The organism is Anaerorhabdus sp., assembly GCF_036657415.1.
GTDB lineage: Bacteria > Bacillota_I > Bacilli_A > Erysipelotrichales > Erysipelotrichaceae > Anaerorhabdus.
Map to the genome: position 1 here is coordinate 1 of NZ_JAVXGL010000061.1, position 11,634 is coordinate 11,634.

The following is an 11,634-nucleotide window of genomic DNA, read 5'->3' on the forward strand; positions in this document are numbered from 1 at the left end:
CCTTGATTATTAGCTACTGCTGCAGCAATTTCTTCTTTTCTTGCTTTTGCATTGAAGAAATCAAATAAAGCGAATGCTGTACCTAGTAAAGCTACTGGTAATAAATTGTTCATTGGAATGAAATTCATCATTAAGAATCCAGCGATAAAGAATGGGATGTATTTTGCTTTCATCATAACGCGTAATAACATACCAAATCCAATAGCAGGTAAGATACCTCCAGCTACTTCTAATCCATGGATTAACCATGCTGGCATTGAAGTAACTAATTTAGCCATTGGTTCTTGTGCTAAGTAAGTACAAGAGAATACGATTACACCATAAGAAATAGCAACGATTGCTGTAGTAATGATGTTTGTTCTGATGATTTTATTTACATCTGCTTGTTCTGCTGCTTTATCAGCCCCAGCCATAAAGAATGAGAATGAAGAGTAGAAGAATAGAATTACATATTGCATTAAGAATGAAAATGGTAAGCATAATCCTAACGCTACTTCAGGAGTTACCCCTGCTGTATAAGCGATAGTTGTAGACATAAATCCAGCCAAAACTGGGTTTGGTGGTTGAGTTCCTCCAGCAGGTGTTAATCCTGCGAAAGCTAATTCTGTAAGTGCACCAGTAGCAAGACCTAGCGGAACATTTCCTAAAATTATCCCTGTCACTGTAGAAACTACAAGTGGACGGAAGATAAAGAATGCTTCAAGCCAATAGTCTACACCAATGATGATTGCTGCGATTGCAAGCATTATCCCTTGCATTAATGTGATTTGCATTTTTTCTTTCTCCTTTTCGTTTTATTGAATCTTTTCAATTGAATCTCCAGGAACATCTTGGCAATATACATTAGAGCCGTGTTCCGCTGCAAACTTTAAGTCAGCCATATCCTGATCATCGACATAGACTTTCTTAGTAAGAGCACGTTTACCGTTTGAAAAGTGCATATTTCCGACATTAATGTCTTTTAAATGTACTCCTTTTTCAATTAAAGCTCTCACTGTTGCAGGTGTTTTCACAACAAGGAAAATCTTTTGGTCAGGTGAAGCGTTATCAATAACTTGTGCTGTAAAATCAACAGTAAAGAAACGAATTCCAACACCACTTGATTTTGCAGTGAAAGTCATCAACTGTTGTTGCAATTGATCATTCGCCGCTTCTTCGTCACAAACAACAATTAAGTTAGCTCCGATTGTTTTTGTCCAAGTCACCCCCACTTGTCCATGCACCAAGCGATTATCGATACGTGTCAAAAGAATATTATCTCCTTTCATCATTTCACCTCCTTTTCCTTCACACTTTTATAGTAGCAAAAAGCGTGCCAACTATTTATTGGCACGCCTTAAACTCTTTATTTATAGGTAATTTTCAATATAATTAAATATATAAATAATTTCAGAGACTGGTATTTCGACACTATAATTCAATTCCACGACACTAAATATTTCTCTCACCAAATTAATGAAATCCTCGTGTTGCTCAATAAAATCAACTGGGTCTTCGATAAGTTGAACTTCATTTTTTAGTATTAATCGTTCTATTAAGCATGATAAGTGAACATAAAGCCCTACCTTACTTGCAGGTAATAGTGGTTTTGATAAATGTTCTTCCATTTGTTCCACAAGGTATTCAACATCATCTAATACCTTTTCCGCATTCAATATCGTTAAGTGATTAACAATATTATTCAATGTGAAATTCTTTATAATATTCTGTTTGAGAATATCAAATTCATCATCATTACAGAATTCTCTTGTAACTTTCTTTAACTCATTCATATCAGAATTAAGAACTAAGTCTTCAATCGCAATAAATGGTACTTCATCAATATAAGGATTCATTGTACCTATAATAAATGAAATATCATAACGTTCAAAAATATAATCCTCTTTGCCATTTTCAACGAGTTTATTATAATCATACGTAAGTATTTCAGCATCAATAGGTACTGGTAAACTTTTTTTAAATAAATCTAATATCTTTTCAGCAGCACCTACACCTGTTGCACAAACTGACAAAATAGCCTTCTTCTTAGCACGATTTTGAATGTACTTAAATTGTGAAACATTATCCTTACAAGCTGACTCGAGTGATTTAGATAAGTCTGCTCCTTGTTTGATTTTGCTTCCAATACTTAAAGCTAACTTTGTATTAATATTATTTATAATACTTACATTAACATTGGGAATACGTTTGATACCCTTGTATATTTCTTCAAGAGATCCCATGTCTACAAGTAAGACTAAATCATCAAAGTAGTTTTTCATTTTTAAATAATCGTTTAACTGATTCGTGATTTTATCCACACTCATATCCAATTGCATATCGATTGCATCAAAGATATTTTCATTTAACATTTTATTTACTGCATCGGCAATCGAAGACGCTGTTGAATAACCATGACATAGAATAACCGCAACTGTTTTATTTGCTGATTCATTTTTTTCTAAATCACAAATTACCAACATTAATCGTATTTTCATCATTTCATCGATTTCAATATCAAGATTAATTCCGATGTTGTCCACAATTTCTGTAACAATTGCGTATTCTCTAGGAAACTTCATCTGTAACACTTCAGAGAAATCGTTTATTTCTTGAAGATGATTATTAATCCAATTTTTGAATTCATGACTAAGTCTTGCATATTCACTTAAATAACGTGAAATTAACAAGATATCATTATTACTAATCTTTAAACTATAGCGATTCATGACAATTGAGAATATTTTATCAGTAATCTTCTTTGTAAATTCAATATTAGGACTAGAAGCTTGAGCACGATCATACATAAGATAATCACTGTATTGGTCTATAACTTGTTGAAGATTATCATTCAATAATTTATTTGTTAATGGATTTTCTAAATATCGACGATAGCTTTCTAACATTTTTCCATAGACCGCAATTAATTTAGCATCATAAGGATTTGCTTGATAAGGAAAACTTAATTTCATCATCTTCTTATCTTTTGCATCTTGAAGTCTAAAATTAATTACTGGTGCTAATTGTAGAACATATTCTGGTAAATTATAAACATGAATCTCAAGTATTTCATCATTCAAATTATTATTTAGAAACGCATTTGCACATGTTGCCTTAACACTATTCACTAATCCTCCAACGTTTCCAGGGATGGATGTGTCCATGAAAATTTGATATGCAAGTGAACTTATTTCAATTGTTTTACCAATCTCTTTTGATTCTTCTTTGAAGATTAAGGCTAATAATGCTGCTTTCTCATTACGTGGTCGCTCTTCAAGTGAAGGTATTTTGACAATAATTGGGATTCTTCTTAATAATGTTTTAAGCAATACATCTTCTGGATTTTCAGTTGTCGCAAACACAAGTCGTACATCTGAATGAAACCAGTTTTCATTATCACCAACACGATGATAAACACCCTTGTCCATAAATAAAAACAACTTTTCTTGGCATTCTGCTTTTAAACAATGAACTTCATCAAGAAATAAAACTCCACCATCTGCCAATTGAATCAAGCCTGGGTTATCTTTGTCTGCTCCTGTATAAGCACCTTTTTTATGTCCAAATAAATTGGCTGTCAAAAGCTCAGGGTTGTTGGCATATTCACTACAGTTAATGACAACAAATTTACTTTCTTTAGGCAATATATGTTTGCACTCTTGCGCATATTCAAACATTGTTTGTGCAATTCGGCTTTTTCCTGTTCCTGTTGCACCATTTAATAAAATAGGAAGTCCCATTGGTGGATAGCACATTGCCGCTTTACATTGTTCAATCGCATGACTCAATGATCCGCGATATCCAATTAAACGATCAAAGTCTTCTTTCTTCATTGTTAAATCATCAAATGTTTCAAAAACACTATTTTCTAATTCAATTCCTCTTTTTTCAAGTGCTCCTATTTCAAAAAAGTAAACAGGTCTTGAATTTACTTTTACTACTTTATTTTCTTGGATAAACTCATTTAAATATTGTGAAACACTATTTCTACTTAAGGATAATTCATTCGCTAGATAAGATGCCGTAAAGCATTCTAACGGTACAGGACCTTGTTCAGTAGTGTATTTTGCTAATAGCTCTAACAGTTTTTCTCTCATAACATACCTCTTGTTCATATTTTATATCAAACATGTCTATGTTACAATCATGATGAGGATGATTATTCATGAAAACACAGTTAGTTCAAACATATAAACCGCTTCAACATTATTCACTTAAGCAAGTTCAATCACTTGCTGTTTTGAGTATGAATATGAATGAACTTGAAAATAAAATTTCATCAATTGCTGAAGAAAATCCAGTACTTGAGATATTACCGACCTATTATACTCGCTATAATCAACTACTTGATGAAAATATAGCTACAAGTGAACCAACACTTACTGATGAGTTATTGTCACAATGTAATACAAGCAAATTTGAACACAAAGAAGTAGCGCGTTATTTAATTCAGTGTTTAGATTCAAATGGTTACCTTACAACACCTTTAACTACACTTAAAAAAGAATGTCATGTTTCAATGAATATTCTTAAAAAGTCACTTACCTATATTCAAACACTTTCTCCAAAAGGCGTTGGAGCACGTGATATGCAAGAATGCTTGGAAATTCAATGTCGCTTAATTAAAACTAAGCATCATGATTTACTTATGAAAACACTTCACTATTTACCAGATTTGGCAAGAGGTCATTTTCAAAAAGTTGCTCAATTATGTGATGCTAATGAAGCGGATGTAAGAAAATGCTTTGAACTCATCAAAACATGTAATCCTAAACCAGGCGCAAGTTATGCACAAGGAGCAACTCCATTAATACCCGATATTGAAGTCACACTTGAAGATGATCAATTACTTATCCAAATACATGACATCACTCAATCATTGCAACTAAATAAAGACTTTGACACTTCTTTCGATAAAGAAGCTGCCAATTATATTAAGCAACAAACAAAATTAGTAAAACAATTATTAAATTCAATACAACGAAGAAACACTACACTATATGAAGTTTGTCGTATTATTATTGAAATACAAAAAGATTATTTTATCGACAATGCTCCTTTAAAAGTTATGACTTACCAACAAATTGCAGAACTTGTTAATCGTCATACATCTACCGTATTTCGCTGTATTCAAAATAAAGCCCTTTTATTCAATAACCAAACAATTCTTTTATCAACACTTTTTACGAATGAAGTAAATGATGGTGTCAGTGATGATACCATCAAAAAAGAATTAAAGAGAGTTATTCAAAACGAAGATAAAAAAAACCCACTCAGCGATGAACAATTATGTTCACACTTTCGTGAGCTTCATATTCAAGTTTCTCGGCGTACCCTTGCAAAGTATCGGGAACAACTACGTATTCCTAATTCCATGCAACGCAAAGTTATTTTTTAAACTTGAGATGCGTTAATGTTGTGACTTCTTCGCGATAAGTTCCTGGCACATCTTGTACAAAGCATTTAACATTTGCATCAAGTAATAATTGAAGTGCATTTGCGTCATCTTCATTTACATAAACTTTACGGGAAAGCGGAATCTTTCCTTTTTCATAGTGCATATTACCCAAATTCACATCACCAATTGGAATTCCAAGAGTTACTAACCGTGCTACTGTTTGAACATTACGAACTACTAAAAACATTTTCAAATGCGAGTTACTTTCTTGAATTGCTTCCACAAATTCATCAATAGAAAAGAAGCGAATACGAATATTATTTGATTTTGCTACAAACTCCATTAATCGCTGTTGAAGTGGATCCTTTGAAACTTCATCATCAACGACAATTAAAACATTCACATCTAAACTGGCTGACCAAGGGCCTCCAACTTGTCCATGAACTAAGCGATTATCAATTCGTACTAGTACTATCTTTCCCAGAATATCCATTATTTAGAAGTAACTACCTTTTGCTTAAGATGCATGAAGTAACCTTTCATTACTAAAAGTAATACCACAATTTCAATAACGATGCAAGCACCTGCAACGGTTACAATAAACGGATATTGATTAGCCCATCCCATTGGAGATGTATGATTCATAAAGATTCCAATGTATGCCCATAGTGTTACTAACATATAAAAGAAGTTATTATTTAATATCGCTGTAAGTGATGTGATGATTAATCCAACAATTAGTATAATCACTGTCCATATTTCTGGTGATATACCAAATCCATTCCATTGAATCGCAGTTAAAAACACAACTATATTTGCGATTGAAGCAATTGTAATCCATCCAAAATAAGTTCCAAATGTTGCTTTAAGTATGAAATCCTCATAGTCCATCTTTTTCATTTCAATGAAAATTGCTGCTAAACATCCAAAAATTATAGCCATGAGTATTAAAGATGCCCAAATAATATTATAATGCCACATTACCATCCATAATCCATTGGCAATATTTGATATTGTGAAATAATAGCCAATGCGATCATAATGTGCAATATAGCTTTCATTATCCGATAATACATGAAACATTGCATATACATAAAATATAATAAGAATATAAATCACAAACCATATTGAAAATGTGATTGGAGCAGGGGTAAAGAGATTAGCATACATGTCCGAAATCTCTTTCGTAGTATATCCATTTAATTTGAATGCGTTAAAAATAAAATTCATTAAAATCATAAATATTGATGATGCAAGTATATAGTATTTAGTCTTGATACGTTTTTTCATAAAACTACCTCCTACTTTCATTTTGCACCTTTTGTTTACAAATTCAATAAATATACTCATGGATTTTTCACATATCCTCCTATAGTTTTGTGTTATGATAGATTAAGATAAAAGGAGTACTACTTTATGGAACTAAAAGATGTCCTAATACGACAAAAAACTTACTTCAATACGAACAAAACAAAATCTGTGGCGTTTAAAAAAGCGCAATTATTAAAATTAAAACACATGATTACAACCCATGAGAAAGAAATATATGATGCCCTTTATCAAGATTTAAACAAATCTGAAATGGAATCTTATTTAACTGAGCTTAGCATTGTATATTCAGAATTAAATGATGCCATTAAAAATGTCGAAAAATGGTCAAAACCTGCATTGAAGAAAGTTCCTCTTCATTTGATAGGTTCATACAGCTATACAATGAAAGAACCTTATGGTGCGGCATTAATTCTTTCACCTTGGAATTATCCTGTGCAACTTGCCTTAGCACCACTTGTTGGTTGCTTAGCTGCTGGTAACACTGCTATTTTGAAATGTTCAAAGAGTAGTCTAGCTACTTCAACTTTGATTTATAACTTAATTAATACTACTTTCTCACCTGAGATTGTATACTGTGTAGATCCTAAGTTTGATTATAATGAACTAATGAGATACCGTTATGACTATATATTCTTTACTGGCAGTGAATCCGTAGGTAAGACAATCATGAAAACTGCTGCTAAATCACTAACACCTATTTCATTAGAATTAGGTGGAAAAAGTCCAACTTTTGTCACAAAAGATGCGGATATTAACTTAGCTGCTAAGCGTATTGTTTGGGCAAAGCTTCTAAATGCTGGACAAACATGTGTTGCACCAGACTATGTATTAGTGGATCAAGAAGTTAAAGAGGAATTCATTAAAAAAGTCCTTGAACAAATTGAAAAGCAATGTCCTCAAGGGATTCAAAATCCTTCTTACCCAAAAATCATCAATGGTAAACATTACTTAAGACTTAAGACACTCATTGACAATGAACCTTATAAAACTACCCCTACTTTTGAAGATACAAGTTTAAAAATAGGTTTGACACTTTTTACAAATTGTTCATTCAGTAGTGAAGTTATGAAAGAAGAAATTTTTGGTCCAATTCTACCAATTCTTACTTATAAAAAATTACAAACTGCAATTAATGTAGTTAAGAGTAAACCTAAACCACTTGCATGCTATGTTTTCACTAGGAATAAATTAGTTGCGAATCATATTCTCAATGATTTATCTTTCGGTGGTGGTTGCATTAATGACTGTGTCATGCACCTTGCAAATCATCACCTACCATTTGGTGGTGTTGGTCAAAGTGGCATGGGTCACTATCATGGTAAGTATAGTTTTGATACATTCTCACATGAAAAAGCTATCCAAAATAATTCATTCCTTTTGGATGTTCCTATGCGCTATGCCAGAAATAATGAACGAGCTTTCAAACTTGTTAAAGCACTTATTAAATAAACAAAAAAAGTACATCTTCATAGGATGTACTTTTAATTTGAACTATTTTCCTAAGATCATAGAAGTTAAATCCATTGGTTCAACAATACTACCATCTTTATAAACACGCATATTTCCACTAGCGATTTCATCAATTAATACAACTTCATCACCATGGTATCCAAATTCGAATTTAATATCATATAAATCCAAACCTTTTTTCTTAAGATCTTCTGCAACAATCTTTGTAATTTCGATTGTTTGTTTTTTCATACTTTGATACATTTCATGATTCATAATTCCTAATAAATCTAATGCATCTTCAGTGATAAGTGGGTCACCTTTTGCATCATCTTTTAATGTAGTTTCTACATATCCTTCAGTAATAGGAGTACCATCAGCAATGTATTCTCCATAACGACGTACAAAGCTTCCAGTCGCAACTAAACGACAAATAACTTCTAACCCTTTACCAAACACTTGGCAACTTAATACTTCCATTGTTGCTTCGTCAATATTTGCATCTACATAGTGTGTTTTCACACCTTTTTCCTTAAGTATTTCAAAGAAATGAATAGATGTTTCAAGATTCGCCTTACCAATACCATCAATTGTTAATCCAATTGCATTTTCTCCTGGATCAAAGACACCGTCTTTACCAGTACAATCATCTTTAAACTTTAATAGCACATTGCCATTGTCTAAAGAGTAAACATCCTTAGTCTTTCCTTCATACACTTTTTTCATTAACCTTTTCCTCCATGTTTAGGTACTTCCCCTAAAACGTTATTATTATAGCATGCTATAGAAGTGCGTTCAAAAGTTTTTTAAAGATATTTTAATCATCTAAAACATCTTCAAACTGAATGCTCGCTAATGCCATTTGTCCGGCATTAAATCGTTCATTTTCAACTTGTTTACGCTCTAATATATAGAAGTCTACTGCTTCCCATAAGGCAAATGTTCCTGCTATCGATAAAAATTCCATAAAGAGCGAACCCATATCGGCAAGCTGTAATGAAAAATAAATTCCAAGTAATACGATACCAATTATTAATAGAGCTGTAATCTTAATCATATTAATTCGTAAATCAATTAATTTGTCTCTTAATATCAAACTATAATGCTCTTTAATGATTTCACGTATCTCCTCAACTTCATGTTTAGAAAATGCTTTATTCACAAAACGAATTTCTACTGGATATGCAGCTGGTATGGGATATACTTTACTATCGATAAAATCATAAATAGCTGGATTAAGAGATTTTTGTGACTGATAAGAATAAGATTCAAATATATCTTCTTCATTTAAACAGTTAACATAAACTACTGCTTTGTCACCTTCCATATACTCATCTTTAATATATGTTTCTAAAGGCACTATATTTTTTTCAAAGTTTTTGAGATTTCGGATGAAATTCTTGGTTTGTTGTTTCATTAGCTGTTTCCTATTAATATCTTTCTAGATGTACTCTTGATTCATCATAACGATTACCTGTCTCTTTAACTTCATCCGGATAACCAATTGCAATAAGTCCTACTGGAAGAATATAATCAGGTAAATTACATTCTCTTTTATAAAACTCTTTCATCTCATCAATCTTAATACCTAACCATACCGCACCCAGACCTAAATCTGTTGCAGCAATTAAAATATTCTCTATTGCAGCAGAACAATCATTGATTACAAAATCATGAACACTCATTTTTTCAGTATTACCACAAACTAAAATTGCACAAGATGCTTCTTTCAGCATTTTATGATATTTTCCATACTCTGCAAAACAATTCAATGTCGCTCGATCTTGAATGACAATAAATTCTGCAGATTTTTTATTATGTGTTGATGGAGCACACATTCCTGCCTCTAATAATTGATGGATAGTATCGAGTGATACGCTTTGACTTGTATACTTACGGATGCTTCTTCTTGCTCTTATAGCGTCTAGTGTATTCATCAGAGTTCAAGCCATTCCTTTTCTCTAAATCCAACTAATACTTTATCGTTAGAAATAAGTATGGGTCTTTTAACAAGCATACCATCTGTTGCTAATAATTTAATTTGTTCATCATCACTCATCATTGGTAGTTTCTTTGTAAGTTCTAATTCTCTATATACTAAACCACTTGTATTGAAAAAACGTTTAATTGGTAATCCACTTTTTTTAATCCATTCACGTAATTCTTTTTCTGTTGGATTTTGAAGTTTGATATCACGATAGTTTATTTCAATATTCTTATCTTCTAACCATTTCACTGCTTTTTGACACGTTGTACATTTTGGATAACATAATACATTAACTTTCATTTTACTCTCTCTCCTTTATCACTACATTTATTGTATCACCGTATTGCTTATTTATCTTCTGCCGGATATCTTTACGAATCCCAATGATATGGCAAGGTGTTTTCATCACAACAAGACTTCCATCATAAGGTTCTCCATCAAATGTTGCATGAACTTTTACCCTGCCTTTATTAAATTCTTTACGAACATCATAAGGAAACTCAATATAGGCTCCATCAATATCTGGGACTTTTTTAATAACTGCTTCAAATTCATAAATTTTATTATTCATGCCTCACCTCTACTTTATTTATTATAGTCGAAATTCAATTTTTTTTGTAAATTATGCTTGATAAAAGTGAGGTTTCCCTCACTTAATTTATTGAATAAATTCCATTGTATTGGATAATCGCGAATCATCCTTCATGATGAAGAAATGGACATGCTCTCCACTTGCTCGACCAGTCATTCCTGTGACACCAATTTTATCGCCTTGATTTACTTCATCACCGATTTTAAATGAAGCTTCATCTTTTAAATGTGCATAACCTGTTTTGTAACCATCTTCATGTTCAATCAAAATATAATTCCCATTTACATTGTTATGGCCAACATCAATGATGGTGCCTTTTGCACTTGCAAGAACATCTGCATTTGGATTATTTGGATCATGCATATCTATCGCTTGATGCCCCGCATAACAACCCCAAGCACAAGTAACTTCATAATTCTCTAGAGGAGCTATGAAACTTATATTCGTTGTCTTATCCTTTGTTTCTTCAGGTGTTGATGATTCTTTAGGTTTAACACTTGGATCATTTGTTATATTAGGTGTCACTGCAATGATAGGAACAGGTGTATTGTTAGGTTCTTTTTTAGGATTTGTTAACAAAGGGATAATACATAAAATTCCAACAATTACACAAACTAATATTACCCAGAATTTTGGTTTCTTATAATTCATAATATTTTTAATCCTCACTTTCGTATTTGATTCATTAAATGAAACAAATAAAACATATGGATTCATTGCGAATTCTAAAAGTGTTGATCCAAATGAATATTTGCAATCAATACCCAATCGTCTCACTACTTTCTCATCACATGACAATTCCATATCCATATTCATGTAATAAAAACTTATCCACACTAAGGGATTAAACCAATAAATAATTAGTAAAAATAAACCTAGGTATTTAATAAAATAGTC

Annotated in this window: 13 protein-coding genes; 2 read left to right on the forward strand and 11 right to left on the reverse strand. The window is 32.0% G+C overall.

Annotated features, from left to right (window positions below):
• The 3 genes from agaC to RSB60_RS08610 form a co-directional block, all read right to left on the reverse strand.
• The coding region (gene agaC, locus RSB60_RS08600; RefSeq protein WP_332615758.1) for a PTS galactosamine transporter subunit IIC at positions 1 to 773 on the reverse strand (773 nt) is incomplete at its 3' end.
• Between the two features lie 21 nt (positions 774 to 794).
• Positions 795 to 1,271, reverse strand: a complete 477-nt coding sequence (gene agaB / locus RSB60_RS08605) for a PTS galactosamine transporter subunit IIB (RefSeq protein ID WP_323381967.1) — start codon at positions 1,269 to 1,271, stop codon at positions 795 to 797.
• Between the two features lie 78 nt (positions 1,272 to 1,349).
• Positions 1,350 to 4,076, reverse strand: a complete 2,727-nt coding sequence (locus RSB60_RS08610; RefSeq protein WP_332475654.1) for a sigma 54-interacting transcriptional regulator — start codon at positions 4,074 to 4,076, stop codon at positions 1,350 to 1,352.
• A gap of 68 nt (positions 4,077 to 4,144) precedes the next feature.
• Here RSB60_RS08610 and rpoN point away from each other — a divergent pair, with 68 nt between their 5' ends.
• On the forward strand, positions 4,145 to 5,377 hold the full coding sequence (rpoN, locus tag RSB60_RS08615) for an RNA polymerase factor sigma-54 (protein ID WP_332615761.1): 1,233 nt from the start codon (positions 4,145 to 4,147) through the stop codon (positions 5,375 to 5,377).
• Here rpoN and agaB (RSB60_RS08620) read toward each other — a convergent pair.
• Positions 5,367 to 5,870, reverse strand: a complete 504-nt coding sequence (agaB, locus tag RSB60_RS08620) for a PTS galactosamine transporter subunit IIB (protein ID WP_332475652.1) — start codon at positions 5,868 to 5,870, stop codon at positions 5,367 to 5,369. The two genes, rpoN and agaB (RSB60_RS08620), sit on opposite strands and share 11 nt — an antisense overlap.
• Positions 5,870 to 6,667, reverse strand: a complete 798-nt coding sequence (locus tag RSB60_RS08625) for a hypothetical protein (RefSeq protein ID WP_332615763.1) — start codon at positions 6,665 to 6,667, stop codon at positions 5,870 to 5,872. The genes agaB (RSB60_RS08620) and RSB60_RS08625 overlap by 1 nt, the downstream gene beginning before the upstream one ends.
• Positions 6,668 to 6,793: 126 nt before the next feature.
• Between RSB60_RS08625 and RSB60_RS08630 the strand changes: the two genes are divergently transcribed.
• Positions 6,794 to 8,158 (forward strand): aldehyde dehydrogenase family protein, encoded by a 1,365-nt coding sequence (locus RSB60_RS08630; RefSeq protein WP_323381962.1) that lies wholly within the window; start codon positions 6,794 to 6,796, stop codon positions 8,156 to 8,158.
• Positions 8,159 to 8,200: 42 nt separating this feature from the next.
• Here RSB60_RS08630 and RSB60_RS08635 read toward each other — a convergent pair whose 3' ends face one another.
• The 6 genes from RSB60_RS08635 to RSB60_RS08660 form a co-directional block, all read right to left on the reverse strand.
• Positions 8,201 to 8,884: a phosphoribosylaminoimidazolesuccinocarboxamide synthase gene (locus RSB60_RS08635; RefSeq protein ID WP_323381961.1), complete on the reverse strand. Its 684-nt coding sequence runs from the start codon at positions 8,882 to 8,884 to the stop codon at positions 8,201 to 8,203.
• A gap of 91 nt (positions 8,885 to 8,975) precedes the next feature.
• A complete protein-coding gene (locus tag RSB60_RS08640) occupies positions 8,976 to 9,575 on the reverse strand; it encodes a hypothetical protein (protein ID WP_332475649.1) in 600 nt (199 codons plus the stop codon).
• Between the two features lie 13 nt (positions 9,576 to 9,588).
• The gene (locus RSB60_RS08645) at positions 9,589 to 10,095 is read right to left on the reverse strand and encodes a nitroreductase family protein (RefSeq protein ID WP_323381959.1); all 507 of its coding nucleotides are present in this window, start codon (positions 10,093 to 10,095) and stop codon (positions 9,589 to 9,591) included.
• The gene (locus RSB60_RS08650) at positions 10,095 to 10,445 is read right to left on the reverse strand and encodes an arsenate reductase family protein (protein ID WP_323381958.1); all 351 of its coding nucleotides are present in this window, start codon (positions 10,443 to 10,445) and stop codon (positions 10,095 to 10,097) included. Before RSB60_RS08650 ends, RSB60_RS08645 begins: the two co-directional genes overlap by 1 nt.
• Position 10,446: 1 nt before the next feature.
• The gene (locus tag RSB60_RS08655; protein WP_323381957.1) at positions 10,447 to 10,716 is read right to left on the reverse strand and encodes a DUF1905 domain-containing protein; all 270 of its coding nucleotides are present in this window, start codon (positions 10,714 to 10,716) and stop codon (positions 10,447 to 10,449) included.
• A gap of 87 nt (positions 10,717 to 10,803) precedes the next feature.
• A partial coding sequence (locus RSB60_RS08660) for a peptidoglycan DD-metalloendopeptidase family protein (protein WP_332615768.1) occupies positions 10,804 to 11,634 on the reverse strand: 831 nt, incomplete at its 5' end.

Excerpts from the sequence above, each read along its gene's own strand:
- agaB (WP_323381967.1), bottom strand. The coding sequence starts at position 1,271 with ATGATGAAAGGAGATAATATTCTTTTGACACGTATCGATAATCGCTTG.
- RSB60_RS08610 (WP_332475654.1), bottom strand. The coding sequence starts at position 4,076 with ATGAGAGAAAAACTGTTAGAGCTATTAGCAAAATACACTACTGAACAA.
- rpoN (WP_332615761.1), top strand. The coding sequence starts at position 4,145 with ATGAAAACACAGTTAGTTCAAACATATAAACCGCTTCAACATTATTCA.
- agaB (WP_332475652.1), bottom strand. The coding sequence starts at position 5,870 with ATGGATATTCTGGGAAAGATAGTACTAGTACGAATTGATAATCGCTTA.
- RSB60_RS08625 (WP_332615763.1), bottom strand. The coding sequence starts at position 6,667 with ATGAAAAAACGTATCAAGACTAAATACTATATACTTGCATCATCAATA.
- RSB60_RS08630 (WP_323381962.1), top strand. The coding sequence starts at position 6,794 with ATGGAACTAAAAGATGTCCTAATACGACAAAAAACTTACTTCAATACG.
- RSB60_RS08635 (WP_323381961.1), bottom strand. The coding sequence starts at position 8,884 with ATGAAAAAAGTGTATGAAGGAAAGACTAAGGATGTTTACTCTTTAGAC.
- RSB60_RS08640 (WP_332475649.1), bottom strand. The coding sequence starts at position 9,575 with ATGAAACAACAAACCAAGAATTTCATCCGAAATCTCAAAAACTTTGAA.
- RSB60_RS08645 (WP_323381959.1), bottom strand. The coding sequence starts at position 10,095 with ATGAATACACTAGACGCTATAAGAGCAAGAAGAAGCATCCGTAAGTAT.
- RSB60_RS08650 (WP_323381958.1), bottom strand. The coding sequence starts at position 10,445 with ATGAAAGTTAATGTATTATGTTATCCAAAATGTACAACGTGTCAAAAA.
- RSB60_RS08655 (WP_323381957.1), bottom strand. The coding sequence starts at position 10,716 with ATGAATAATAAAATTTATGAATTTGAAGCAGTTATTAAAAAAGTCCCA.